General features: G+C 64.8%; 24 protein-coding genes and 1 tRNA gene. 11 read left to right on the forward strand and 14 right to left on the reverse strand.

All coding sequences use genetic code 11. The annotated features are described in order from the left end of the window. The first annotated feature begins 19 nt into the window (after positions 1-19). On the forward strand, positions 20-1,276 hold the full coding sequence (locus tag QM588_RS08975) for an MFS transporter (RefSeq protein WP_283312693.1): 1,257 nt from the start codon (positions 20-22) through the stop codon (positions 1,274-1,276). A 29-nt stretch (positions 1,277-1,305) separates the two neighbouring features. On the opposite strand, the gene QM588_RS08980 is transcribed toward QM588_RS08975, so the two are convergent. The 7 genes from QM588_RS08980 to QM588_RS09010 all read right to left on the reverse strand — a co-directional run bounded on the left by QM588_RS08980 (position 1,306) and on the right by QM588_RS09010 (position 9,804). After that, the gene (locus QM588_RS08980) at positions 1,306-2,670 is read right to left on the reverse strand and encodes a DEAD/DEAH box helicase (protein WP_057473715.1); all 1,365 of its coding nucleotides are present in this window, start codon (positions 2,668-2,670) and stop codon (positions 1,306-1,308) included. Between the two features lie 223 nt (positions 2,671-2,893). Beyond that, positions 2,894-4,192, reverse strand: a complete 1,299-nt coding sequence (locus QM588_RS08985) for an HNH endonuclease (protein WP_283312878.1) — start codon at positions 4,190-4,192, stop codon at positions 2,894-2,896. 162 nt (positions 4,193-4,354) lie between these two features. Beyond that, a tRNA-Arg gene (locus QM588_RS08990) sits at positions 4,355-4,430 on the reverse strand. Between the two features lie 115 nt (positions 4,431-4,545). After that, complete coding sequence (locus QM588_RS08995) at positions 4,546-5,172, reverse strand: isochorismatase family protein (protein WP_283312695.1); 627 nt, start codon at positions 5,170-5,172, stop codon at positions 4,546-4,548. Between the two features lie 152 nt (positions 5,173-5,324). After that, positions 5,325-7,742, reverse strand: a complete 2,418-nt coding sequence (locus tag QM588_RS09000) for an ABC transporter permease (protein WP_283312696.1) — start codon at positions 7,740-7,742, stop codon at positions 5,325-5,327. A gap of 50 nt (positions 7,743-7,792) precedes the next feature. Beyond that, positions 7,793-8,497, reverse strand: a complete 705-nt coding sequence (locus QM588_RS09005) for an ABC transporter ATP-binding protein (protein WP_176456678.1) — start codon at positions 8,495-8,497, stop codon at positions 7,793-7,795. Positions 8,498-8,571: 74 nt separating this feature from the next. Then, the gene (locus QM588_RS09010) at positions 8,572-9,804 is read right to left on the reverse strand and encodes a PucR family transcriptional regulator (RefSeq protein WP_027495984.1); all 1,233 of its coding nucleotides are present in this window, start codon (positions 9,802-9,804) and stop codon (positions 8,572-8,574) included. A 334-nt stretch (positions 9,805-10,138) separates the two neighbouring features. On the opposite strand from QM588_RS09010, the gene QM588_RS09015 reads away from it, so the two are divergent. Both QM588_RS09015 and QM588_RS09020 read left to right on the forward strand, forming a co-directional pair. Beyond that, on the forward strand, positions 10,139-11,044 hold the full coding sequence (locus QM588_RS09015; protein WP_283312697.1) for an acyl-ACP desaturase: 906 nt from the start codon (positions 10,139-10,141) through the stop codon (positions 11,042-11,044). 103 nt (positions 11,045-11,147) lie between these two features. Continuing rightward, entirely contained in the window at positions 11,148-12,008 is an 861-nt protein-coding gene (locus QM588_RS09020) for a universal stress protein (protein WP_283312699.1), read from the forward strand. On the opposite strand, the gene QM588_RS09025 is transcribed toward QM588_RS09020, so the two are convergent. The 3 genes from QM588_RS09025 to QM588_RS09035 are packed head-to-tail and all read right to left on the reverse strand — an operon-like array spanning position 12,001 to position 13,688. Further along, positions 12,001-12,327: a cupin domain-containing protein gene (locus QM588_RS09025; protein WP_094621643.1), complete on the reverse strand. Its 327-nt coding sequence runs from the start codon at positions 12,325-12,327 to the stop codon at positions 12,001-12,003. The genes QM588_RS09020 and QM588_RS09025 overlap by 8 nt on opposite strands. Positions 12,328-12,381: 54 nt before the next feature. Beyond that, complete coding sequence (locus tag QM588_RS09030) at positions 12,382-12,891, reverse strand: dihydrofolate reductase (protein WP_283312700.1); 510 nt, start codon at positions 12,889-12,891, stop codon at positions 12,382-12,384. Further along, a complete protein-coding gene (locus QM588_RS09035; protein WP_283312880.1) occupies positions 12,888-13,688 on the reverse strand; it encodes a thymidylate synthase in 801 nt (266 codons plus the stop codon). Before QM588_RS09035 ends, QM588_RS09030 begins: the two co-directional genes overlap by 4 nt. Positions 13,689-13,717: 29 nt before the next feature. Between QM588_RS09035 and QM588_RS09040 the strand changes: the two genes are divergently transcribed. Then, on the forward strand, positions 13,718-14,584 hold the full coding sequence (locus tag QM588_RS09040; protein ID WP_032399849.1) for a DNA-formamidopyrimidine glycosylase family protein: 867 nt from the start codon (positions 13,718-13,720) through the stop codon (positions 14,582-14,584). Here the strand turns inward: QM588_RS09040 and QM588_RS09045 are convergent. Next, complete coding sequence (locus QM588_RS09045) at positions 14,577-16,121, reverse strand: carboxylesterase/lipase family protein (protein WP_283312701.1); 1,545 nt, start codon at positions 16,119-16,121, stop codon at positions 14,577-14,579. The genes QM588_RS09040 and QM588_RS09045 overlap by 8 nt on opposite strands. Before the next feature lie 74 nt (positions 16,122-16,195). On the opposite strand from QM588_RS09045, the gene QM588_RS09050 reads away from it, so the two are divergent. The 5 genes from QM588_RS09050 to QM588_RS09070 all read left to right on the forward strand — a co-directional run bounded on the left by QM588_RS09050 (position 16,196) and on the right by QM588_RS09070 (position 21,425). After that, on the forward strand, positions 16,196-16,756 hold the full coding sequence (locus QM588_RS09050) for a molybdenum cofactor biosysynthesis protein (RefSeq protein WP_283312702.1): 561 nt from the start codon (positions 16,196-16,198) through the stop codon (positions 16,754-16,756). Between the two features lie 126 nt (positions 16,757-16,882). Continuing rightward, positions 16,883-18,274 carry a GntP family permease gene (locus tag QM588_RS09055; protein WP_283312703.1) on the forward strand — a complete coding sequence of 464 codons (1,392 nt, stop codon included), beginning with the start codon at positions 16,883-16,885 and terminating at the stop codon, positions 18,272-18,274. Positions 18,275-18,303: 29 nt separating this feature from the next. After that, positions 18,304-19,515 carry a CaiB/BaiF CoA transferase family protein gene (locus QM588_RS09060; RefSeq protein ID WP_283312704.1) on the forward strand — a complete coding sequence of 404 codons (1,212 nt, stop codon included), beginning with the start codon at positions 18,304-18,306 and terminating at the stop codon, positions 19,513-19,515. Continuing rightward, positions 19,516-20,439, forward strand: a complete 924-nt coding sequence (locus QM588_RS09065) for a hydroxymethylglutaryl-CoA lyase (protein ID WP_057473723.1) — start codon at positions 19,516-19,518, stop codon at positions 20,437-20,439. Next, positions 20,436-21,425, forward strand: coding sequence for a 2-hydroxyacid dehydrogenase (locus QM588_RS09070; RefSeq protein WP_283312705.1), 990 nt, complete (start codon positions 20,436-20,438; stop codon positions 21,423-21,425). Before QM588_RS09065 ends, QM588_RS09070 begins: the two co-directional genes overlap by 4 nt. Here the strand turns inward: QM588_RS09070 and QM588_RS09075 are convergent. Next, complete coding sequence (locus QM588_RS09075) at positions 21,413-22,186, reverse strand: IclR family transcriptional regulator (protein WP_283312706.1); 774 nt, start codon at positions 22,184-22,186, stop codon at positions 21,413-21,415. The genes QM588_RS09070 and QM588_RS09075 overlap by 13 nt on opposite strands. A 90-nt stretch (positions 22,187-22,276) precedes the next feature. Here QM588_RS09075 and QM588_RS09080 point away from each other — a divergent pair, with 90 nt between their 5' ends. Further along, on the forward strand, positions 22,277-23,683 hold the full coding sequence (locus QM588_RS09080) for an APC family permease (RefSeq protein WP_283312707.1): 1,407 nt from the start codon (positions 22,277-22,279) through the stop codon (positions 23,681-23,683). A gap of 5 nt (positions 23,684-23,688) precedes the next feature. Here QM588_RS09080 and QM588_RS09085 read toward each other — a convergent pair whose 3' ends face one another. Beyond that, positions 23,689-25,119, reverse strand: a complete 1,431-nt coding sequence (locus tag QM588_RS09085; RefSeq protein WP_283312709.1) for a dihydrolipoyl dehydrogenase family protein — start codon at positions 25,117-25,119, stop codon at positions 23,689-23,691. A gap of 29 nt (positions 25,120-25,148) precedes the next feature. On the opposite strand from QM588_RS09085, the gene QM588_RS09090 reads away from it, so the two are divergent. Continuing rightward, a complete protein-coding gene (locus tag QM588_RS09090; protein WP_283312710.1) occupies positions 25,149-25,907 on the forward strand; it encodes an SDR family oxidoreductase in 759 nt (252 codons plus the stop codon). Positions 25,908-25,940: 33 nt separating this feature from the next. On the opposite strand, the gene QM588_RS09095 is transcribed toward QM588_RS09090, so the two are convergent. Beyond that, complete coding sequence (locus QM588_RS09095; RefSeq protein ID WP_032365939.1) at positions 25,941-26,186, reverse strand: DUF2630 family protein; 246 nt, start codon at positions 26,184-26,186, stop codon at positions 25,941-25,943. Positions 26,187-26,196: the final 10 nt, after the last annotated feature.

Below are 26,196 nucleotides of genomic sequence, written 5' to 3' on the forward strand. Positions count from 1 at the left end.
ACTGAGGCACACTGTCTGCGTGACTTCCGAGATCGCGACCCGCAGGCGACTTCATCCGGCGTGGATCGTCGCCGCGGTGGCGTTCCTTGCCCTGGTCGGCGCAGCCGGCTTCCGCGCCGCACCGAGTGTGTTGATGGTGCCGCTGCAGGAAGAGTTCGGTTGGCCACGGTCGATGCTGTCGCTGGCGGTGGGCGTCAACCTGGTGCTGTTCGGTCTGACGGCACCGTTCGCCGCGGCGTTGATGGAGCGCTTCGGGATTCGAGCTGTGACGTCGACGGCGTTGGTCGTCGTGGCAGCGGGCAGCGCTCTGAGTGTGTTCGTGACCCAGTCGTGGCAGTTGGTGTTGACGTGGGGCGTCATGATCGGGTTGGGCACCGGGTCGATGGCGCTGGTGTTCGCGGCGGTGGTGACGAATCGATGGTTCGTGCAGCGTCGAGGGCTCGTCTCTGGCGTGCTCACTGCGGGCAGCGCGACGGGGCAGTTGATCTTTCTGCCGTTGATCGCTCAGCTGGTCGACCGATCCGGTTGGCGCGCAGCGTCGTTCCTCATCGCCGGAGGCTCGCTGATCGTGGTGCCGTTCGTGTTGCGGTGGCTGCGCAACATGCCGGCCGATCTCGGCGTGACTCCGTACGGGGCACCCGCCGACTACGTCCCGCCGGTGGCGGCGTCGACCGTGAACCCGGCGCGAGCAGCGGTGCAGGCGCTCCGCGACGCGAGCCGAGTGCGAACGTTCTGGGCGTTGGTGCTCGGATTCGCGATCTGTGGCGCAACGACCAACGGGCTCATCGGAACTCACTTCATACCGTCTGCGCACGACCACGGAATGCACGAAACCACCGCAGCGGGTCTGCTGGCGGTGGTGGGAATCTTCGACATCGTCGGGACGATCGCATCGGGTTGGCTGACCGATCGAGTGAATCCGCGGTATCTGTTGGCTGCCTATTACGGCTTTCGTGGAATCTCGCTGTTGTTTCTGCCGTGGTTGTTGTCGGCGACCATCCAACCGTCGATCGTCATCTTCGTGGTGATCTACGGATTGGATTGGGTGGCAACGGTTCCGCCCACGATTGCACTGTGCCGAGAGGTGTTCGGCGACAAGGGTTCTCTGGTGTTCGGGTGGGTGTTCGCCTCACACCAGATCGGAGCGGGCATCGCGTCCGTCGTCGCGGGCGTCGTGCGGGACGCCACCGGTGCGTACACGATGGCGTGGTTCGGTGCGGCCGGCCTGTGTGCGGTTGCGGCCGTGGTGAGCATCAGAACAGGAAAGCCCTCGTAGCGAGGGCCTTCCTGTTTCCGAAGTTCGGGTCAGCGGCTGCGCTGGCTCGTGGCCGGGCCCGCTGCGCGACGGCTGTGGCCGCCACCGCCGGAACGCGGCTGTCCGCCACTGCGCGGCTGACCACCCGAGCGGGCCGGGCCGCCGCGTCGCGCGTTGTTGTTGCGCGGGGCTCCGGTGCGGGCGGGGGCTTGCTCGACTCGAGGTGCAGGCTCGACGTAGCGGGCCTGCTCGCCGACGAGGTTCGCCACTGCGGGTGAGTCGGCGGTGACGCGGATCGGGGTGACCTTGATGTCGGCCTTGCGCAGCAGCACTGCGGTGTCCTTGCGCTGCTCGGGCAGAACCACGGTCACGACGTCGCCTGCGCTGCCGGCGCGCGCGGTGCGGCCGGAGCGGTGCAGGTACGCCTTGTGCTCGGCCGGGGGATCGACGTGGACGACGAGCTGAACGTCGTCGACGTGCACGCCGCGGGCTGCGACGTCGGTGGCGACGAGCACGCGGGCCTGGCCGGAGGAGAAGGCCGCGAGGTTCCGGTCACGTGCGGCCTGCGAGAGGTTGCCGTGCAGGTCGACGGACGGGATTCCGGCGTCGGTGAGCTGCTTGGCGAGCTTGCGGGCCTGGTGCTTGGTGCGCATGAACAGGATGCGTCGTCCGGTGCCGGAGGCGAGCTGATGGACCAGCTTCTTCTTGGCTTCGACGCCGTCGACCTCGAAGACGCTGTGTGTCATGGCCTCGACGTGTGAGGTGGCCTCGTCGACGGAGTGCGTGATCTGGTTGTGCAGGAAGCGCTTGACCAGTTTGTCGACACCGTTGTCCAGGGTCGCCGAGAACAGCATGCGCTGACCCTTGTCGGGGGTGGCGGCGAGGATCCGGGTGACAACGGGCAGGAACCCGAGGTCGGCCATGTGGTCTGCCTCGTCGAGGACGGTGATCTGCACGCCGTCGAGGGTCAGGTGGCGCTGCTTCATGAGGTCTTCGAGGCGTCCGGGGCAGGCGACGACGATGTCGACACCGGACTTGAGTGCGGACACCTGGCGGACCTGCGAGACACCACCGAAGATCGTCGTGACCTTCAATGAGTATGCGGCGGCGAGGGGTTCGATCGCGACGGCGATCTGGGTAGCGAGCTCACGCGTCGGCGCAAGGATCAGTCCGCGCGGGCGACCGGGCTTGCGGTTGCCGGGGAGTTGGCCGGCGAGACGCGCGACCATGGGGATGGAGAATGCGAGTGTCTTTCCGCTGCCGGTCTTTCCGCGTCCGAGTACGTCGCGTCCCTGCAGTGTGTCGGGGAGCGTGTCGGCCTGGATGGGGAAGGCCTCGGTCTTGCCCTGGCTCGCGAGTACGTCTGCGATGGCCTGGGGTACTCCGAGTGCAGCAAAAGTCTGTGGGGTCGTCATTGTGATGAAAAGTGCCTTTCGGGCAGGGTGTTGCACCTGCGGGCCTTCGGGCCGAGATGCAAGGTGGCGAGACTGCCGGTGGGCAGTTTCGATCGCCGTAAGAGAAGCCTGTGCGGGGTGCACATGGTGATTCGGGAGCATTCCACGACGTCTGACGTGCAGTTACGCGCGTCGATACCGAGTGTAACCGAGTACGGACCCGATCTCTTCCCGCGGTCGACGGTCACGCGGCGTCGGAACCGAACAGTCCGTCGATGTAGACGTTCTCCGCCGGCGAGCTGTAGAGCTCGACCACCGGCATCGGCGGCGCGCTCGAATCGTACGTGTGCCCAGTGGGTGAAATGAGCCTGTAGCGATGTCGCGCGTTCCGTTTGTCTCGTAGTGCTTCGGCCGTCCAGCCGTCGCCTTCTTTCGCGTAATTGCATGCGGCACACAGGCCTGCGCCGTTTTCGGCGCTGGTCGCTCCGCCCGCGGTGTGCGCGGTGATGTGGTCGTGGTGCCGAATGGGCGCGTCGCACCACGGGGTGCGGCACGTGCGATCGCGGAGATCGATGAGGCGTCCCAATGCGGTGGGAAATGCGCGAGAAGTGGATTCGACGGCTGTCAGTGCGCCGGTTTTCGGGTGGGCATAAAGCCGGCGGAGTGCGACGCGCGTCTCATTGCCCTGTGCGTCGTCGAGTGCGTCGCGCACCAGCTGGCGTGCGACGTCCGACGGGATGTCGCCGTAGCCGTGCAGATATGCGGACGTGTCACCGCCGGCGAGGAGGGAGGAATCCGAGATGACGATGTCGACGGTGACCGGTGGACCTTGAGCGGCCGATGCGCCGGTGACTCGCTCGAACACCAGGTCGGCCATGATTTGGTCGCGGCTGCGTGTGTCGCCGCCTGCGTTGATGACGGTGTCGGCGTCGCGTCGCAGGGTTGCCCACATGCAGACGGTCTTCTCCATCGAGGTGAGTGCGGTGAAGAATCCCATCGATTCGGGTGCTGGGCGGGTGCTGACTCGCCGTGCTGCGTACGCCTTCGCGCGTCGCTTGACCTGGGAGGCGGCGTCCAGTTCGTTGGCGAGCGCGCGGGCGCGACCTTCGATGGTGCGATCTCCTGCACCGGCGAGGGTGGCGGGGTCTGCGCACAGGCGTTCGTCGATGGTTCGGCGATCCACGACGGTGAGGCACGCGGTTTCGCGGGCGAGGATCATGACGCGCCACTCGTTGAGTTCGCCGGCTTTGAGGCGCGCCAGGGCGTGTGGCATTTCGTGGACCAGTGCACGAGCGAGACCGAGATGAGTGCCGCCGCGGTTGGGTGACTCGCGTCGGGCCAGGCCGATCTGCGACGCAATACCGTTGCGCCACTGGGCTTTCGGCTTGCCACGTTCACGACGTTCGTTGCTGATCGCTGTTGCGACAGCATCGGTCACCACGGCTTGGGTCGCCACGCTGACACACTTGACCGTTTCGAGAGCAGAGATGAGATCGATGCCCGCTGCTGCGTCGACAACTATGTCGGACGCCTGCAGACGCATGACAAATCTCAACACCTCAGCGGATGTGAGCGGTAATTCCTGTACAGCTGTGAACACGAGTTCCTCCCCAGTACTCGAATGCATGTTCGAATGTACGCCGATATGGAAGGCGGCGCAATAGGGAGAAGAGTGAATTTGAAAGTGTGCGCCGAAAAGCGATGCTGGTGCCCTCGGCAGGATTCGAACCTGCGACCTACCCTTTAGGAGAGGGTTGCTCTATCCCCTGAGCTACGAAGGCTGGTGACCGAACGACTGCTCCAAAGCCCTTGTCGAACAAAGGCTTTCGATCAATCGAACAATCGGGTTGCGGGTGGGACGCTGTCGTACTGCACAGCGGGCCCACATCGCGGTCGTCAGTCTAGCGGTCCGTATCGCAGTTCGTGAAGCAGGTTCGCGCTGCTGGTCACCACACCGGTCAGTGATGCGATCAGATTCAGGGCGGTGCGGTGCTGGTGGGCGGTGTGATCGGCGACCGATTCGATGCCGACGAAGCACTGAATGTCGCGGGCGAAAGCGTCGAACGTCGTCGCGAGAACTCCCGCTGAGGCGAAGACACCCACGATGACCAGCTGATCCCGTCCTCGCCGGCGTAGTTCGACCTCGAGATCGGACGCGTAGAACGCGCTGTAGCTGCGCTTCGCGATCGGAACGAAGTCCGATTCGGTGACCGCCACGTCCTCGGGAGACGGGCCCAACCCCCATATCGGCCCCAGCAGTCCACGCTGTTCGATCGCCTCAGCCGCCCGCGGACCGCTCGCCAGAATCGGCACTCCGGCGGACCTGGCGAGCGCGACCACCGCCGACGCTTCCTCAGCCACCCGCGCATGAACCGAGGAGTGCAGCACGTTCAGGTAGTACGGCTGCATGTCGTGGACCAGAAGTGCCGCGCGCTCGGGCCGCAACTCCCACTCGGGACCACCCACACAGTCGCGCAGAGTCTCGACCGCGTACTTCTCTACTTCGACGCTGAATGTGGCCACGTGGGTCATCCTCGTACAAACGCGCGCGCATGTGCCAGACGCGCGCAGGGTCGTCAGCCGCTGGCTGTCTATTTCGCTCGCACCTGACGAACGCGCGCGCGTTTGCTGATCCCTAGGCACCAGCACCGCAGAACGAGCCAGATCCCCACCACTCAATCCGCGGCAATGGCTTCCACGATGTTCAGGCGTGATGCGTGTACCGCAGGGGGAGCCGATCCCAGCAGTGACAGGCCGAGAGCAACCAGTCCGTACAGCAGCACCGTCCAACTGGCGTTGTACTGCACTGGAATTCCGATGCTGGCACCGAGGATCAGTGTGCTCAGATATTGCAGGCCGGCACCGATCATCAGGCCGAGTACGCCGCCGACGATGCCAACGGACAGTGCCTCCGCCAACACCATTCGTGCCAGGGTTCCTCGGCCGCCGCCCATGGCGCGCAGTACTCCGAGTTCACGTCGACGTTCGAGAACCGACAGGGTCAATGTGTTCAGCAAAGCGACGGCAGCGACGAGTGCGACGATCCACTGCAGTGCGATGGCCAGGGCACCGGACTGGCGGATGGCCGCGCTGGTGCCCTCGAGTGCCGCGGCACCCGTGTATACGAATGCCTCGGGCGGCAGCGTCGACCGCAGCGAATCCTGCACGGCTGCAACGTCTCCGTCGACGGTGATCTCGAGGTACGTCGCTCCCGGGCGGTCGTAGAAGCGCTGCATCGATTCCAGCGAGATCGCCATCGTGCCGCCTGCGGCGTTGATGTAGTCCACGAGATCGAGCACGCGTACGTTCTGCACTCCGGTCGGCGTCGGCAGATCGATGGAGTCTCCCGCCGTCACCCCCAGCGTCGTACCGAGCGCCTTCGAGAGCACCACCCCGTCGCCCGCGAGCAATCCCGCGCGTACGTCTGCGGGGAGCGAGGCCAGTGTCACCGCGTTGCTCCCGTCGGCGACGCCTTGGATGGAGACCAGCTCGTCGTCGATGGTTGCGTAGGCCCACTGCCCTTCGACGACGCGGGAGACCCCGGCCGTCGCCCGGACGGCATCGTCGACGGCGGCGGGAACGATCGGGCCCGACGGTATGGCGTCGGGTGAGCTCATCGACACGTACAGGTCCGTGTCGGCGAGCGACGACAGTGATTCGGCGGCGGAGTCGGTCATGTTCGTCAACGAACCGGACACTCCCACACTGACTCCGACGGCGATGACGATCGTCATCACCGTCGCCCAGATGCGCCGCGGGGCGCGTTCGATGGTCGCGGTGGCGAGGCGTCCGGCACCACCCCATCGGCGGGGCACTGCGCCGGTGGCCCACACGATCGGTCCGGTTCCACCGACGCACAGTGCGACGACTCCGAACATGAACAGGGCACCGGCACCGAGGGTCAATTGCCCGTCGACGTTGACGGCGAACACGAACGATCCGGCGATGGCGAGCAGGCCGAACACGGTGGCGGCCAACGTGAACGACAGCTTCGGGCCGCCGGATGTTTCTCCGCCGCCGACCGCCAATGCCTCGATCGGCGAGATGCGATACACCTGAACGGCAGCCAGCGCGGACGCGCCGACGCAGGCCAGTACGCAGGCCACGATCGCGACGGGAATGGCGAAGCTCGGCAACACGTATTCGATCCGCGCATCGAATGCTTGCGACAGGAACGGCGGCAGGCTCTCGATGGCGATGCGACCCATGACGATTCCGAGAGGTACCCCGACGGCACCGCCGACGAGACCCACCAGGACCGACTCGAACAACAGGTCGCGGACGATGTCGGCGCGCCGACCGCCTACTGCTCGGAGTAGGGAAATGGTGGGGCGACGTTTGGCGATGGCCATGTTCATGACGTTGAACACCAGGAAAGCCGCGACGACGAACGCGATGAGGGAGACCATCAGCGTCGCGTTGCGCGTCAGACTCATGGCCTGATCGGCTCTGTCGGCCCGGAATTCCGGATTCATCACCGAGACTCGGCCGGCCAACGCTGCGTCCAGGTCGGACCGTAGCGAATCCCCGCCACCGAGAACGAAGATGGAATCGAGCTGACCCGGCCGGTCGGTCAAGGCCTGCGCGGTGGGCAGCAACGTGACCGCGAACATGCCCCCACCGATGCGCTGCGTGCCAGGGCCGTCGATCACGCCTACTACCGCAGTCGGTCTGTCGGCGATCGTGACTGTGTCACCCTGCTTCAATCCCGTTGCTGCTCCGACCAATACGCCCGACGGGTCGGACACCAGACCCGCTGCGTTGCCCACGGCACCTTGCAGATCGGACTGGAGTGCCGTGATCGTGGAATCGACACCCAGTACCGTCAGCTCGCCGACATCGGATCGTACGATGCTGCGGAGCAGGGGTACCGCCGCATCGACGCCCGTCACACCGCGTACGACGTCGAGTTCGTTCTGGTCGAATCCGGAATCGGTCACGCCGACCACTTCGTACTGCGCGTTGCCTGCGATCGATACCGCCAGACGTTCGACGGACCCGGTCAGCGATCCGTAGGTGCCGAGGACGGCGATGAGCAGACCCGCGGCGACGGCGACGACTCCCGCCGAGACCAGCGAACGCACCCAGTGCATTCGGAGATCTCGGAGGCTGATGACGCGAAATCTACTGAGCGCGGTACCGATCACCGAGGTGTACCGGCGGTGTCGGTGTCGACGCGGCCGTCGATCATGCTGACGACGCGATCGGTCGACCGCGCCGCCTCGAGGTCGTGGGTTGCCATCACCACTGCCCGACGTCCCTCGCTGCCGTGGGCTACGTCGGCGAGAATCTCGAGGACGTTGTGGGAGGTCTTGGAATCGAGGTTGCCCGTCGGTTCGTCGGCGATCAGCAGTGCTGGGTCCATCATCAGGGCTCGCGCGATGGCGATACGTTGAATCTGACCGCCCGACAGTTGCGCCGGGCGGTGTTCGGATCGTTGCGCCAACCCCACCATGTCCAACAGCCGCATCGCATCGGCTTTCGCCTTCTTGATGGGGGTGCCGTCGAGCAGCTTCGGAACGGCGACGTTCTCCCACGCCGACATGGTCGGGAGCAGGTTGAAGAACTGGAAGACGAAGCCCACCTGATGGCGTCGGAAATCGGACTGTGCGTTGTCGTCGAGGGTGGTGACCTCGACGTCGTTGAATCGGATCGACCCGGCCGTCGGAGTATCCAGCGCGCCGAGCATGTGCAGCAGTGTCGACTTACCTGCTCCGGACGGCGCAACCAGCGACACGAACTGACCACCGTCGATCGTGAGATCGATGCCGTCCAACGCACGGACCGGCTGTTCGCCGGTGGGGTACTCCTTGACCACGCCGGACAACTGGAGCTTCAACTTCGTCATGCATGATCCCCTGCTTCTCGAATACTTCCGACGCTACCTGCCGTCGGGTCGAGAAACCGGTCGGAGTTCTCAGATCACGCTGCGCCGCGCGAGGATTCGAGTCTCCTGGCCACCAGTGCCGCCTGCAGGTGGCGGATACCGGACGGGCGAGTCGGGTCGAACCCGGTCAGTTGTGCGATTCGCTTGAGGCGGTAGTCGACGGTGTTGGTGTGCAGATGGAGTTGCCGGGCGGAGCGCTGACGGTTGAGGTCGTGCGAAATGTGGATCTCGAGTGTCTCGAGCAATTCGGGTGACGAATCGAGTGGCTCCAGGATCTGGGTGAGGTGGCGTCGACCCGGTCCGGGACGGGTGAGCTGGTACTCGAGCACCAGGTCGTCCATCCGGTACAACCCGGACGGGCGGTGCAGCTGATGAGCCAGAGACAGCAGTTCGTGGACCTGGTCTGCTGCGGTGGGAATGTCGGCTGTCGCGGCCTGCTCGGCGGTGGCGGTGACGGGGACCTCTGCGGCGGTGCCGATGCGGTGCACCAGCGCCTCGACCCACTCGTCGTCGTGGACGCCGGGGATCAGGACGGTTCCGCCCTCGGTGCTGAGCAGCGACAGGGGAGTGCGTCCGCAGACAGTGGCCAGTTCGGCCTGCACGCGGCGCAGCTTGCGTCGGGCAGCCACGGTCTTCTGGATGTTGGGGTCGTTCTCGTCGGGGTGCGGCGGTACCGACAGCGCGAGCACGAGGTAGCTGTCGGCGAGTTCGATGCCCGACTGGCGGGCCATCGAGACGGCGTTGTGTCCGCTCAGCAACGAGGTGACCAGAGTGTGCGCGGCCGTGTGATGCTCGCTCGCCACCGCCTGAAGCTCTTCGACGTAGCTCTTGCTGGCCGCGATCGAGACCTTCTCCGACAGCAGCACGAACATGCGCGCGGCCTCGATCAACTGGGCGGCGTCGCCTTCTCCTGCCCGCTTGGACACCAGATTCCAACCGATCTGAATGCCCTCGTGGTAAACGCTGAGGACGGACTCGAGCGGGACACCCTCACGGGCCCACTGACTGGCCTTGGCGCGCAGTTCGGCCAAGTCGGACTCGGCAGGTGCGCGCCGCTCGTCGAGCATCTGCACGGCGATGCTGATGCACTTGACGGTGAATTCGGTGACGTCTCCGTGGAGTTGCTCACCGGGAAGTGAACCGCAGGGAGTATTGGCGGCGAAGTGACCTACCAGGAGGCGCGCCACTGCGCGAAAATCGCGAAGGGGAGCCGAAGCAGGCTGCCCTGCGACCATGATTCCGAGGCCAGTCGAGTTGTGAACGGTCACAGATCAACCCTTCGTGTTGGATTGTTCAGGTCTTGGGAGAGCTAACGTACTCACGCGTAGAAACGCGCTTCCTGTCGTAAATCTATGCAACTTCAGCCGAAATGGCAGGGTTTTCAAACTTCGAGTTTGTTTCCTGGCCTCTAACAGGATCGATCATAGGTTGTTAACTACGTGTGATCCATGGTTTCGGGAAAACTCGTTGTGATTTATCTCGAGCGGGCCACGAGGGCCCTTGCGACTTGCCCTAAACAATGGGGAAGGCGGTCCCATCGCCCGCGCAGCGCGCCTACTTTGATCTCGGATCGGACCGGACGAGCGGGGTGAGAGGGCAAGTATGCGCAGCGACATCGGGCAGTTCGCGGTTCTACGGGAACTACAGCCGACGATCGACGAGAACCTCGCTCGCCACCGCTCGACGGCTGTCTCCTGGCAGCCCACCGACTTCGTCCGGACGGAGATGTACTGGGGAACCCGTACGTCCCCGCTGACCGAAGCCGCCAAGGCTGCACTGGTCACCGATCTCCTCACCGAGCAGAACATCCCGCTCTATCGGTGCGAGGTCGCGGCGTCGGGCACGGGCTCGTGGCCTGCGTGGCTCACCGAGTGGAGCGCCGAGCGCACCCGGCATGCTGCCGCCGTCACCGACTATCTGGTCGCCACCCGCAGTGTCGATCCGACGGCACTCGGTCGAGCTCGCGCACAGTGCAAGACGGTGGGGTTCGACTCCCCGATGAACGGCGCTCACCTCCTTCGTTCTCTGGCGCAGGTGACCCTCGACGAATCGATCAGTAGCGTCTGCCATACGAATACTGCGCACCAGTGCCACGATCCGGTTGCCGATCGCCTGCTCGGCCGGATCGTCGACGACCAAAAACTGCACGTCACCTTCTTCGCGAATCTGGTGTCGGCAGCGCTCGACGTCGCCCCCGCTCCGACCGTCACGGCGATCACCGAAGTAGTCATGAACGCGCAGTTGCCGGGCACCAACCTGCCCGGCTTCGCTCGAAGCGCGATGCTCATCGAGCGGGACGGGATCTTCGATCTCCGACGTCATCTCGACGAGGTGCTGCTGCCGATGCTCGCGCGGTGGCGCGTCTTCGATCGGACCGACCTGGGTGTCGGTGTCCGCAGCCGCGACCAATTGGCCGACTATCTGCGGCATCTCGACACCCGAGCCGCGGCAGCCGAGGCGAACCGCACCCGAACTCAGGGGTACGCAGACGCGCTGCGCGCCAGCTGACGTGAGTGCATCTCGCCTCCGGTGACCGTTCATCGACTAGCCTGAACCCCTGTTCGTCATTCACCGAGCCACCGGGCTCGGGGCTACAACCGGAGGGCGGCACGTGACAGGGCATCGACCGATCATCGTCGGCATCGACGGTTCCGCTGCGGCCGACAAGGCCGTGATCTGGGCGGCCCTGTGCGCTCGGCGACGGGATCGGCGGTTGCACATCGTCACGGCCGTCGACATGCCGGGCGTTGTCGATCTGAGCGAATTTGCAGGCGAGGCAACGGAATTCGTCGCCACTGCGAAATCGCGGCTCGCAGCGGCCGAAACGCTGGCAGCGTCGGTCATCGACGACCCGACGTTCGAGGTGACCTCGAGTGCCGTCGAGGGCGGCGTCATGGACGTACTCATCGGTGTGTCCGATCGAGCCGAGCTCCTGGTGATCGGAGCGAGCGAGACGGGCGCTGTCACACTCTCTCTGGCAGCCCACAGCGTTTCACCCGTCGCCGTCGTACGCGGCCGGGACATCGACGGCCGTCCCGTCGCCGAGGGCCCGGTCGTCGTCGGCGTGGACGGATCCGACGTCAATCAGGCAGCGGTCGAGTGGGCGTTCGTCGAGGCCTCGGCCCGTGATGCTCCGTTGATCGCGGTACACGTGTGGTCCGACGTGGATCTGACGCGCTCGTTCGGTCGCGCGCCTGCGGATTGGCAGGCCATCGCCGACACCGAGGAAGCGTTGCTGGCGGAAAGTCTCGCCGGGTGGCAAGAGCGGTTCCCTGAGGTGGACGTCCAACGCGTCGTCGCCCAGGATCGCCCCGTTCGAGTGCTCAGTGGACTGTCCGAAACGGCAGCGGTGATCGTGGTGGGTAACCGGGGGCGCGGCGGATTCGGAGGAATGCTGCTCGGGTCGACGAGCTTCGCTCTGGTCAACACCGCAGATTGCCCGGTGTTGGTCGTCAGAAAAGCGGTCACATAGCGACGGTCAGCAAGAAGCTGACGTCTTCGAGGGCTTCGACGCTGTGCCGTGCGTCGGGGATGACGAGGAGATCGCCGGTGGAGCCCTTCCAGGTCTTCTCGCCGCTGATCAGCTCCAACTTGCCGCTCAGGACGAGGACGGTCGATTCACCGCTGAGATCGTGTTCGGCCAGCCTGTTGCCCGCGGCCAGCGCCACGACGGTCTGCCTCAATTTGCGGCTGTGGCCGCCGTACACCGTCTGCGAACTGCGGCCACTCGACGCGCCGACTGCGAGCTTGAGTTGCTGACGGGCAAGTGCGGTGAGTGACTTCTTGTCCATAGTCGCCAGTATGACGCACCACCCACTGTCGCGATGGGGGAATCATCAACGCGCTCAAACAGTTTGGGTAGGCTTTCCGTACTCCACATATCTGAACTGCCTACCGTCGACTCTGCTGGTGAGCCAGTCGCCCGTCTTCGTGATCCAGTCGCCTTCCACCGACGGCGCATCCGTATCGCCCGGTACCTCGACATCGATCTCGGTCACATGCAGGGTTGTGGCGAATGGCATTGCCGATCGGTAGATTTCACCGCCGCCGATGATCCACACGGTGTCGTCCCCGGCCAGGGCCAGGGCTTCGTCCACCCCGCCGCATGTCTCGGCACCCGGCACATCGAGCGAGCGGTTACGGGTGACCACGATGTTGCGACGGCCCGGAAGCGGTCTGAATCTTTCGGGCAGAGACTCCCAGGTTTTGCGTCCCATGATGACCGGGTGATTCATCGTCACGGCTTTGAACCGCGCCATGTCTTCCGGTACTTCCCACGGAATCCTGCCGGCTTCGCCGATTTTGAGGTTGGAACTCTGCGCCCAGATCAGGCCGACCTCTCTCGGTGCGCTCACACCGCTACCGGGGCCTTGATTGCAGGGTGGTGCTGATAGTCGACGATCTCGATGTCGTCGAAGGTGTAGTCGAAGATCGAATCCCGTTGCGCCAGCTTCAGAGTCGGGTAGGGGTACGCCTCGCGGGAGAGCTGCTCGGCAACCTGGTCGCGGTGGTTGTCGTAGATGTGGCAGTCGCCGCCGGTCCACACGAACTCGCCGACGGCGAGGCCGGTCTGTGCGGCGACCATGTGGGTGAGCAGTGCGTAGCTGGCGATGTTGAAGGGCACACCGAGGAACATGTCTGCGCTGCGTTGATACAGCTGGCACGAGAGCTTGCCGTCGGCGACATAGAACTGGAAGAACGCATGGCACGGTGGCAGGGCCATCTGCGGAATTTCACCGACGTTCCACGCCGAGACGATCATTCGGCGCGAATCCGGATCGGTCTTCAGGGTCTCGATCACCTGGCTGATCTGGTCGATGTGCTCGCCCGACGGGGTCGGCCACGAACGCCACTGCACTCCGTAGACGGGGCCGAGTTCACCGTCCGGAGCTGCCCACTCATCCCAGATGCTGACGCCGTGTTCCTGTAGCCAGGTGACATTGGAGTCTCCGCGCAGAAACCACAGCAATTCGTAGACGATCGACTTGAGATGAACCTTCTTGGTGGTGATCAACGGGAAGCCCGCGGCCAGATCGAAGCGCATCTGATGCCCGAACACGCTGGTCGTCCCGGTTCCCGTCCGGTCGGATTTGGCTGTACCGGTGTCGAGGATGCGGCGCAGCAGATCTTCGTACGGAGTCGGAACCATCACGACGGCCATCGTAGCTGCATACTGGACGCATGCCGGAATTACCCGAGGTGGAAGCCCTTGCCGGCTTCTTGCGCGAGCATGCCGTCGGTGCCGTGATCGGCCGCATCGACATCGCGGCACTCAGTGTTCTCAAGACATTCGATCCGCCGATCACCGATCTGCAGGGTCGCGACGTCACCGATGCCGCGCGCTTCGGAAAGCATCTGGCGCTGCAGGCGGGTGACCTCTGGCTGATCACCCACCTGTCGCGTGGGGGTTGGCTGCGATGGGTGGACAACCCCAGTGTTGCTCCGCCGAAACCGGGTAAGGGGCCGCTGGCGTTGCGGATCCACTTCTTCACTCCCGAAGGCGCAACCCCGGCCATCGACCTGACCGAAGCCGGCACAAAAAAGCGATTGGCGGTCTGGGTGGTCCGCGATCCCGCGCAGGTCGCGAGCATCGCCCGGCTCGGGCCGGATGCGATGACGGTCACCGAGCTCGAATTCGCCGAGATTCTGGGCAGCACCACCGCACGTCTGAAGACCTCGTTGGTGGACCAGTCGTTGCTCGCCGGAATCGGCAACGCCTACTCGGACGAAATTCTGCACGTCGCCAAGCTGTCGCCGTTCATGTCGTCGAGCAAGCTCGACGCGGAAGCCGTTTCGGTTCTCTATGCCGCGATGCGTTCGGTCCTGTCCGACGCGGTGGACCGCTCGGCCGGGCAGGATGCGGCGCGTCTGAAGGGGGAGAAGCGTTCCGGCATGCGGGTGCACGCCAGAACCGGGCTGCCGTGCCCGGTCTGCGGAGATCCGGTGCGCGAGGTCGCGTACGTGGACCGCTCTTTTCAGTACTGCGCGACGTGCCAGACGGCCGGCAAGATTCTTGCCGACCGCCGGATGTCGCGGTTGCTCAAGTAGCCGGTTCGAGCGTCTGGCTGGCGTAGCCGCGGTAGCCTTCCCACGCTTTGCGGCGATCGCTGCGCGGATCCTTCTGCACCCGAGTTCGTGTGTCGAAGATCAGCGTCTTGCGCTCGGCTTCGTCGTAGGCCGGCCACGATTCCAACGGCTTTCCGTTGGTGGCGAACGCAATCCAGTGTGACTGCACCTGCTCGGTGACCTCCGCGAACGACTTTCGTCCCCCTGTCGCGGTCAGAGCCTTGCCGAACAACGTCTCGTTGATGCCGAAGACGGCGAACAACTCGAACCCGTGGGTGGCGTCGAGGCCCAGCAACTTCATCGACCGAGGGGCGAAGTCGAAGCGATAGAAGTACGTCGGTGCGTGACGCGAATGTCCTTCGGCCACTTCGAGAGACGGCTTCCAGAACGTGAAATCTCCACCGAAGTCGATGGCGGCCCGCTCGCTCGGGTATCCCCGGTATCCGCCGGTGACAACCGGCTCTGCCGCGGGATCGGTGAGGGAGAAGAGTTTGGAAATGCGTTCGGGGTTGGTGGGCAACGCGTCCAGAAACTTCGGAAACAATGTTCCCTCACGGGCGTTCGTGCCGATGATCAGCGGCACGTCGTGTGCGGTGCCGTTCGCGTACGCCTCGACCGGATCGACAGGAAGAAAATCACCGTCGATCACCGGGCCGAAGGGGAGCAGGCCGGGAGTGCGGTGCAGCGTGGTGAGTCCGAGCTTGGTGCCTGCTCTGCCGAGTGCCAGTACCTCGGCGTTCTCGAGGGTGTCCACCGCGGTCTCGGCGGTGCCTCCAAGGTACCCGACGTACTCGCTCGCCCACTGGTCCGCCCGGTGCTTGGCGGTCGTCATGCCCGGTGCCGAGCTTTCGGCAATCGCCTGGGCGAAGAGGCCTTTCGCGGCGGGCACTGTCATCAGGGTGGTGACGGCATTGCCGCCTGCGGACTCGCCGAAGACGGTGACGTTGTCGGGATCTCCGCCGAACTCGGCGATGTTGCGCTTTACCCACTCCAATGCCGCCACCTGGTCGCGTAGTCCCAGGTTGGAATCGAACGGCCGCTCGGGGGTCGAGAATCGCGACATGTCGAGGTAGCCCAGAGCGCCGAGTCGGTAGTTGACCGACACGTAGATGATGCCGTCGCCGTCCTGCAGCGAGCGCCGGACCAGCGAACCTCCGCCGTACAGCGGGGTGGCCGACGTGCCGAGGGTGTACGCACCGCCGTGGATGAACACCATGACCGGTCTGGGTTTCGTGCTCGACGTGCTCGGTGCCAAGACGTTGAGTGTCAGGCAGTCCTCGCTCGACGGTTGGTACTTGCCGATTGCGAGCATCGTGCCCCGCTTGTGCTGAACGGACGCGTTGCCCCACTCGGTCGCGTCGCGCACGCCCTGCCACGGCTGGGTGGGTTGAGGTGCGCGGAACCGGAGCGGACCGACGGGAGGGGCGGCGTAGGGAATGCCCCGCCAGGTGGTGAGATTCCCGACCGGCTTTCCCTCGATCATGCCGTCCGTAGTGGTCACACGTGTTTTCACAGCCATTTCGCGATACTACCGGGCGCTTCTTACCCGGTGGTAAGAACCGGCAGGATCAGGTACCGGGCAGACTCGAGAGCATGCCTTTCGAGTATCGAGCCGAGATAGTGGAGCTGCTGCGAGCGCCCTCGCACGCGTACTTCGGGAGATCCAAGGACGGCCCGGCCGAGGTACCGACCGAATTGCCGGACAGCGTCGAGATCGTCGCCCACAAGGGCATCCGCGGCGATCGATTCTTCGGCGTGAAGGCTCATACCGAGGCAGCGGTGAGCTTCCTGGCACTCGAAGCCTGGGATGCCGTCGGCGAGGTTCTGGGCGTCGAGGTTCCCGACCCGGCCGTGGCCAGGCGAAACGTCGTCGTCCGCGGGTTGGAGCTCGACCCGCTGCGCGGACTGGAATTCGAACTCGATTCCGGTGACGGCTGGATTCGCTTCCGGGGCGGCCGACCTGCCCATCCGTGCGCGTGGATGGACCGCATGGTGGTCGACGGTGCTCGCAAGGCACTGATCGGTCGCGGCGGTTTACGAGTCGAGCCGCTGTCGGACGGAATCCTGCGAGTCGGGCCGCTGTCGGTGCGCTCACCGGTCGAACTGGATGCCTCGCGAGCTGCGCTGTCGATCAGGCGTGCGCAGCCCATCTGACGCGTAGCCGCAGTCGGTCTTGCTCACGAAGTAAATCTGTGCCCATAATGTGAGCAATGGTGCGACGCATCACACCGGTACGTCTTCGATGGCGACGGTCACTCTCTCTGGTGGAAAGACCTGCCGATGTCCGATTTGTGGATCGTGATCAACACCGTCGTCGCAGTACTGGCGGTAGTGGTCTTCATCGTTCGTTTTCATTTCAACCCGGTGATCTCGCTGGTGCTCGGGGCTGCGTACCTGGGCCTGGCGACCAAGCTGGGAGTGTCGACCACCGTCGAGACGATCACCGGCGGATTCGGCGAGATCATGGCCGAGGTCGGACTGCTCATCGCATTCGGCGTCCTGATGGGTTCGGTACTGCAGGAGATGAACGCCATCCAGCGTCTCGTCGGCACCCTGCTGCGAACATTCGGCCCCAAGCGGCTCCCGTACGCGCTGTCGCTGGCCATCGCGACCCTGCTGCAATCCATCTTCCTCGACGTGTTGCTCGTGATCTCCGCACCGCTCGCTCGCAACCTCGCACCCAAGATCGGCAAGTACGGCACGGCGAGGATGGCCACAGCGCTGGCCATCGCTCTGGAGTGCGGCATCGTCTTCATGGTCCCCGGAGTCGCGACGCTCGCGCTGGCCGGATTGCTCGGCGTGCCGCTGGGCAAGATGATGATCTACGGACTGATCCTCATCGTTCCGGTCGTCGTGCTGTCGGTGGCCATCATGTCGTTCGTCTTCCGGCACGGTTGGTGGAACGAGGAGAAGGACGAGCAACAGATCACCGTAGTCACTGAGCCCGGGGGCCCGGAGCCTGTCGAAACCGACGACGAGCCACTCGAAGCCGGCGGCGGCGTGGCCCAGAAAGTGCGCACCGAGAAGCAGACCTCGCTGCTGGTGTTGCTCTCGCCGTTGCTGCTCGCGCTCGTCCTGATCGCGATCGGTGCCGTTCTCGAAGTCGCCGAGATCTCGGTTCCGGTGGTCGAATTCATCGCCAGCCCGGTCATCGCGTTGCTCCTCGGACTGGTCGGGACGTGCCTCATCGGTCGCTACCACGTCGGTCAGGAGCGGGTGGAGAAAGCTCTCGCTCGTGGCTTCGCCGAGAGTGGTCAGATCCTCATCCTCACCGGTGTCGGTGGATCGCTCGCAGCCGTCATCAACGAAGCCGGTCTCGGCGACATCCTCGGCCAGTACTTCACGGCCAGTACCGCGGCACCACTGTTGATGGTGTGGGTCATCGCTGCCGCGCTGCACATCGCCGTCGGATCGGTGACGATCTCGGCCATCACCTCCGCCGGCATCCTCGCGCCCGTCGCGCCGCTGATCGGTCTCGACCCGGTGTTCATCGCTCTCGCCGCCGGTGCCGGATCGTTGTTCGCCGTGCACGTCACCAGCAACACTTTCTGGCTGCTGCAGTCCTTGATGGGCCAGTCGACGAGGGGCACACTCAAGACGTGCTCGGTGGGCGTGTCGGTGGCATCGGTCATCGCCATCGCCTTGATCGTGCCGATGAGCTGGATCCTGTGACCTCTTCCGCGAATACCGAAAGGAACACAATGGCACTGCCGCTCAGTGGAGTTCGAGTTCTCGAACTCGGCAACTACATCGCCGCACCCACGGCAGCCAGGATGCTCGCCGATTTCGGTGCCGAGGTGATCAAGGTCGAGAGGCCGGGTACCGGCGACGAACTGCGCAATTGGCGGCTGTACTCCGGTACGACGTCGATGCTGTACCGCACGATCAACCGGAACAAGAAGTCGATCGTGCTCGACCTGCGCACCGAGCAGGGCCGTAAGGATGTCGTCGACCTCGCCGCGCACTGCGACATCGTGCTGGAGAACTTCCGGCCCGGCACACTCGAGAAGTGGGGGATCTCGCCCGAGGTTCTCAGTGCCGCCAATCCGGAGCTGATCATCACGCGTATCTCCGCATTCGGGCAAACCGGTCCGATGTCGCAGCGACCCGGATTTGCCGCTGTGGCAGAGGCGTACGGCGGCTTCCGCAACCTCGTCGGTGATCCGGACAGGCCGCCCGTGCGGGTCGGTGTGTCGATCGGCGACTCGATCGCCGGTCTCTATGCGGCGTTCGGATGTGTCATGGCGTTGTTCCAACGACAGACGCAGCGCGCAGCAGAGAAATCGGACCCGTTGTCGCTCGAACAGCGTTCCATCGATGTGGCCTTGAACGAATCCATCCTGTCGATGATGGAGTCTCTGATCCCGGATTATCTGGCGTACGGCGTCGAACGCGAACGGACGGGCGGCCGGATGGAGGGCATCGCGCCCTCGAATGCGTACCCGTGCAACGACGGTCACTCGATCATCATCGCAGGTAACGGCGACGCCATCTTCCAGCGTTACATGGAGACCATCGACCGTCCCGAACTGGGAGCCGATCCGGACCTGGCGACCAACGCCGGCCGGTGGCGTCGCCGGGACGAGCTGGACGCCGCGATCTCGGCGTGGACCGGATTGCGTTCGCGCGCCGAGGCATTGAAGATACTCGATGCCGCGGGGGTGCCGTCGGGTCCGATCTACACCGCCGCGGACATCGTCGCCGACGAACAGTACGCGGCCCGCAACATGATTCAGCACTTTCGGGTCGACACCGGCGAGGACGAGCCCACCGACGTCGGGTTCGTCGGAGTCGTCCCGGTGATCGGTGACGCATCCCTGCCGATCCGTTCGGTCGGGCCGGATCTGGGCGAGCACACCAGAGAAGTACTGTCGACGCTGCTCGGCCGGACCGACGAAGAGATGGGCCTGTAGATGTACCGTTTCACCCCCACCGCGGAGCTACGCGACGTCACGATGCGCGACGGACTGCAGCTCACCGGCAAGATGCTCCCCACCGAACGCAAACTCGAGATCATCAGGGCCCTCATCGAACTCGGCGTGCCGGCACTCGAGGTCGGCTCGATGGCACGCGGCGACAAAGTGCCGCCCATGGCCAACACCCTCGAGGTCATCGGCGAGCTGACCGCCGAGGAACTCGAGCGATGCTGGGTGTGGGTCGCCACTCCACGCCACGTCGAGAAGGCCGCTGCTGCAGGGGCTCGCAACTTCCAGTACTGCTTCTCCGCGTCGGACTCGCACAACCAGGCCAACATCGGGCGCACCACCGAGGTGTCGCTGGCCGCGATGCCCGATGCCGTCGACATCACCCGCTCGGTGGGCGGACAGATCGAGTTGTGTATCGCAACGTCGTTCACCTGTCCTTTCGAGGGACAGGTACCGCCGGATCGGGTCATCGAGATCGCCAACGACGAACGAGCCACGGGCGCAACGGATATTGTCATCTGCGACACCCTCGGACAGGCAGTACCGGTTCAGGTGTCGTCGCTGATCTCACGGGTGCGCGCGGAAACGCCGGACCGCCGGGTGGTGTTCCACGGTCACGACACCTGGGGTCTGGGCGTCGCGAACACTCTGGCCGCCATCTCGGCCGGAGCCGCGATGGTCGACGGTTCGCTCGGCGGACTGGGCGGCTGCCCCTTCGCCCCCGGTGCCAGTGGCAACACCTCGTCCGAGGACATTCTCTTCGCGACGAGGCCGGACTGGTTCGAGCCGAAGACGCTGGCACGCATGGTCTCTCTGTCGGAGGGCCTGCTGGCCGAGCTGGAGGAGCCCATGCGATCGAAAACCGTGCAGGGTGCCAGATCCGAGGCGCACGTGTTCGAGTGGGTCGTATGAGCCGCATTCTCGTCACGTCGGAAATCCCGGCTCCCGGCATGGACATTCTGCGGGCTGCCGGCGAGGTCGACCTCCGCGAGTTGGACCACGAGCAGCTTCTCGACGCCTGCGCATCGGGTACGTATTCCGTGGTCGTCTCGCAGTTGCGTGACCGGTTCGATGCGGAACTTCTCGCCACGGCGTCGATCACCGGGATATCCAACTACGCCGTCGGATTCGACAACATCGACATCGCGGCCGCCACACGCCACGGAATCACCGCCGCGAACACTCCAGGTGTGCTGACGGATTCGACCGCAGACATCGCGATGCTCCTCATTCTGTCCACGGCCCGCCGCGCCATCGAGGCCGATGCCTTCGTTCGGTCCGGATCCTTCACCGGCTGGGAGCCCGAACTGCTTCTGGGCAGCGATGTCTCGGGCCGTGTGCTCGGCCTCGCCGGTTTCGGCCGGATCGCTCGTGCCACCGCTCGGCGGGCACTGGGTTTCGGCATGACGGTGAAGTTCTGCCCCCGGCCACCCGGCGACCGCGAGGTCTCCGACGACGAACTCGGTGAGTTCGCCGGCCGCGTCGAACATGCGGCCTGGGACGAGATCGTCGCAACGAGTGACTTTCTGTCTCTGCACGTCCCGTTGTCGGACTCCACCCGGCATCTGGTCGATGCTGCCGTGTTCGAGGCCATGAAGCCGTCGGCAATTCTGATCAACACCGCGCGAGGGCCGGTGGTCGACGAGGCAGCGCTGGTGGTCGCATTACGTGAGAAATGGATCGCAGCAGCAGGATTGGACGTCTACGAACGCGAACCTGCGCTCGAGCCGGGTCTGGCCGAACTGTCCAATACCGTGCTCCTACCGCACGTGGGCAGCGCGACGGTCTCGGTTCGCTCGGAGATGGCGCGCCTGTGCGCTACCAATGCCGTGGCGATGCTGCGCGGTGAGCTCCCGCCGCACCCGGTCAATCCCGAGGCCTGGGGTCAGGCGGGGTAGCGGCCGCCGAGGGTCCGGGTGATCTGTTCGGCATGCGAGATCAGCAGGTCCACCCAGGCCTCGCACTGCGACTGCGGCATTCGCAGCGTCGGGCCGCTGATCGTGACGGCACCGACGATGTCCGAGGCCGAATCGAACACCGGAGCGGACAGCCCCGATGCGCCGGTTTCGCGCTCACCGGTGGTGATCGCGTAGCCGTCGGACCTTGTCTGCGCCAACAGTTCCCGCATCGTCTCGGCCTCGGTCACCGTCTGCTCGGTCAACGATTCGAGTTCGCTGGACAGAACACGCTCGGCCAGTTCCGAGTCCCAGGCCAGTAGGACACGGCTGGCCGATCCCGCGCTGAGCGGAATGACTTTGCCGACGTACATGTCTCGTCGCAACGCATGCCGCGTCTCCGCAATGGCCACGCATACACGGTAGTTCTGCTCGGGCCTGAAGAAGCACGCTGTCTCGGTCGTCAGATCGCGCATGTCCTTGAGGATCGGGTTGACGACCGACAACACGTCGAGATCCTTGGTCGCCGTCGCGGCCCAGTACGCCATCCGCACCCCGATGCGGATACGATCGCCGCCTCGATCCAGGAAGCCCTGTTGGACCAGGTTGGTGACCAGACGCTGCACCGTCGAGGTGGGCAGCCCGGTGCTCTGCTGAATCTCGCCCAGCGTCATGGCCGGGCGATCGAACGAGAACGCATCGAGAATCTCGGTGATCTTGCCCAGCACGAGAAGCGGCTGCTGCTTCGGCGAATTCTCGGTCACTCGACCAATCTACTCGGCAACGCGGGAGAAGACCCGAGCGATCGCGTTGGGTGTCAGCATTGTGCTCCCACTGCGGGTAGCGTCCCAACGATGTCCGAGCGACGTACTCTGACCACCGGGCGAGTGGTATTTCTCGTGGTTGCTGCCGCAGCGCCGATGGCGGCCATGATCGGTAATGTGCCACTGGCATTGATTCGTGGAAACGGGGCGGGATTGCCTGCCGCGTACGCGATCAGTTCCGTTGTGCTGCTCTGCTTCTCGGTCGGATTCGCGGCGATCGCACAGCAGGTCTACAGTACCGGTGCGTTCTACACCTATATCGGTCTCGCGTTGGGTAAACCGCCGGGAATTGCTGCCGCATATGTCGCAGTTGTCGCGTATACGGCACTGGCGTGCGGGCTCTCGGGAGCATTCGGCTATTTCACCCATTTGGTCTTCGCCGATTCGGGCATCGATATTCCGTGGTACGTCTTCACCGGTGTTGCCGTGGTGATCGTGGCAATTCTCGGGTTCCGAAACGCCGACCTCTCGGCCAAGGTCTTGGGGACACTGATGGTGCTGGAGTTCGCTTTTCTGGTGGTGTTCGACGGCTTGGTCGTCGGGCAAAAGGGTGCTGCCGCAGTGCCGCTGGAGTCCTTCACACCCACTCAGGTGTTCTCCGGCTCGCTCGGTATCGCCATGATGTTCGCTTTCTCGAGCTTCATCGGGTTCGAATCCGCGGCCCTGTACGGGGAGGAGACCAAGGACCCGCGGCGGAGTATCCCGCGTGCGACGTTCATTGCGGTATCGATCATCGCGGTCTTCTACGTATCGACGAGCTGGATCGTCGTCGGTGCGGCAGGCGGCGTCGACGCTCCGGCGCTGGCCCGGACCGAGCTGGGGAACCTACTGTTCACGCTGGCGCGTGAGTACGGCGGAACAGTGCTGTACGACGGCACCGCAGTGTTGCTGTGCACCAGCGTGCTCGCGTCGTATCTCGCGGTGCACAACGCCGCCAGTCGGTATCTGTTCGCGCTGGGGCGTGAGCGTGTACTTCCCGTGTGGCTCGGCCGAATTCACCCGCGGCACGCGAGCCCGCACATCGGGAGCATCACCGCATCGGTGGTGGCAGCGGTATCGCTGACGGGCTTCGCGGTGGCCGGTGCCGACCCCTACCTGAGCTATGCGGCCGGTGCCATCGGCCTCGGCACTCTGGGGGTCATCGCGCTGCAGGCCGCCGCGGCACTGTCGGTGGTCGTGTTCTTCATCGGCCATCCCGATCGATCCGTATGGCGCACCGCGATAGCCCCGGGCATCGGATTTCTCGGGTTCATGACCGGATTGATCCTGGCCGGAACGCATTACAGCGTGCTCACCGGATCCGATTCCGCCGTCGTCAACGCGGTGCCGGTGGTGCTGATCCTCGCAGCGATCCTCGGGATCCTGGTGGCTCTACGCCTGAGGCGAACCGACCCGAAGACCTACGCCGGCATAGCTGCGGCATACGCACGGAGCTGAACCTGTTACCGCCGCGATTCGAGTAGTCGGAGCCAGATTTCGCTGACCGTCGGATACGACGGCACCGCATGCCACAGATCGTCGAGCGATACCTTCCCGACCACGGCGACGGTGGCCGCGTGCACCAATTCGGCTACCCCCGGCCCGACGAAGGTCGCCCCGACGAGAGTGTCGGTGGCCCTGTCGATCACCAACTGCGCACGACCCGAGTAGTCGTCCTGCTGCAGGGAGGAACCCGCAACGGCGATGTCCTGGGCCGCGATCTCGACATCGATACCGGATTCGCGTGCCTTGGCTTCGGTGAGCCCGACCGAGGCGACCTCGAGGGGCGTGAAGACGACCTGGGGAATCTTCCCGTGATCGGCGGTGGCGCGAAACTTCTTGTGATCGAGCGGCTTTCCGTCGGCCCGGGCGGCAATGACGTCACCGGCCACCCGTCCCTGATACTTGCCCATGTGCGTCAACGGTGCCCGGCCGTTGAGATCGCCGACTGCATAGAGCCAGTCGTGGTCTCCCACAGTGAGGTGGTCGTCGACGTCGACGTATCTGCCGTCGGGAAGACCGACGGTGGCCAGTCCGAGATCCGAGCTCGCCGGGGAGCGGCCCGCCGCGACCAGCACCTCGTCCACGACGAGGTCCTCGCCGCCGACCGTGAGAGTGACCGGACCACCGTGGATCCGGCCGATGCCGGTGTCGGCGGGATCTTCTCGCGACACAGCTGTCAGGGACGCGTCGAGCATGATCGTTGCGCCGCGTCGTGTGAGCGCGTCGGCGACGAGCTGACCGGCGAACGGCTCCGAGCCGGCCAACAGAGACGAGCCGCGCACGATCATCGTGACCTTGGCCCCCAGGGACAGCAGCCATGTGGCTGCCTCGCTCGCGACGACACCGCCGCCGATGATGGCCACATGGCCAGGGGTCTCGTGAATGTTCGTGGCGTCGCGAGAGATCCACGGTCGCGCGTCGCGAAGACCAGGAGTGTTCGGTACCGACGCGGTGGTGCCGGTGGCCAGCACCACCGCGTGCCGGGCCGTGAGCGTTCTGCCGTCGACCTCGACGGTCTTGACGCCGCTGAGCCGTCCGTGGCCACGGATCACCGAGATGCCTGCGGACTCGGCCCACGACACCTGTGACGAGTCGTCGAGGCCGTGGGTGAAGGATTCGCGTCGAGCCAATACGGCGTCGGCGTCGAGGGGTTGGTCGCCGACCAGTTCTTTCACGCCCGGCATGTTTCGGGCGGTATCGAGCACCTCGCTGGGCCGCAGGAGCGCTTTGCTGGGCATGCATGCCCAGTACGAGCATTCACCGCCGACGAGTTCGTGTTCGACGATGGCGGCGGTGCGGCTGCTGCCCTGTATCGCGTACTGCGCGGCATTCTCACCGACGGGTCCTCCGCCGATGACGATCACATCGAATTCCGAGCTCTCTGGGGCCATTGCTCCACAGTGACATAGGCTCCCCGCTTATGGCGACCACTCGGAGCAAGATTCTGATCACCGGCGCGAGTTCGGGACTGGGCGAGGAGATGGCGCGGCGCTTCGCATCGATGGGCCGTGATCTTGCGCTCTGTGCGCGACGGGTCGATCGACTGGACGAGCTTCGCTCCGAACTGTTGCAGCAGTATCCCGACATCACGGTGGCGGTGCGCGCCCTCGACGTCACCGATCACGATGCCGTGGTGACGGTGTTCGGCGAACTGCGCGACGAGTTGGGCGGCCTGGATCGAGTTGTCGTCAATGCCGGCCTCGGCAAAGGTGCGAAAATCGGATCCGGTCGCGCCGACGCCAATCTGCAGACCGCGCGCACCAATTTCGTCGGTGCGCTGTCGCAAGCCGAGGCTGCGTTGGCAATATTTAGGGCCCAGAAGCACGGGCATCTGGTGTTCGTCTCGTCCATCAGCGCGGATCGAGGTCTGCCCGGTGCCAAGGCGACCTACTCGGCCAGTAAGGCGGCGGTGGCCTCTCTGGGCGAATCGTTGGCCACCGAGTTGGCTCGCACCGACATCGTCGTCACGACGCTACTGCCGGGCTTCATCGCCACCGACATGTCGGCGGGCGCAGGCGACAGTGCTGCTCTCACAGCCACTCTGGACGAGGGTGTCACCGCGATGGTCCGGGCCATCGAGAGCGAAACGCGCCGCGCCGCGCTACCCGGCCTGAAATGGCGAGGCATCGACGCGGCGCTGCGGTTCCTGCCGAACGTGCTGACGGATCGAATGGTCTGACTGCAGGAGTGGAGCCTGCGGAATGACCGGATGTTACTGCAGGTATCCCTCGACCTGGTCGACGCTGTTGGCCGTCGCGGAGTCGGGGTCCTTGCCTGCGTCGATGCGTGCGCGGCGCTGCCGGAGCAGGTCCCAGCACTGATCGAGAGCGTGTTCGAGTGACGCGAGCTGCGCCTTCTCGGTGTCGGGGTCGATCTCCCCGGCCTGGGTGTCGGTGCGCAGTTTGTGCTCGGTGGCGATCAGCTGCTGAATCTTGGTGTGGATATCGTGCTCGTTCATGGCTGCAACG

Origin of the sequence: Rhodococcus sp. IEGM 1354 (assembly GCF_030056855.1) — a bacterium.
GTDB lineage: Bacteria > Actinomycetota > Actinomycetes > Mycobacteriales > Mycobacteriaceae > Rhodococcoides.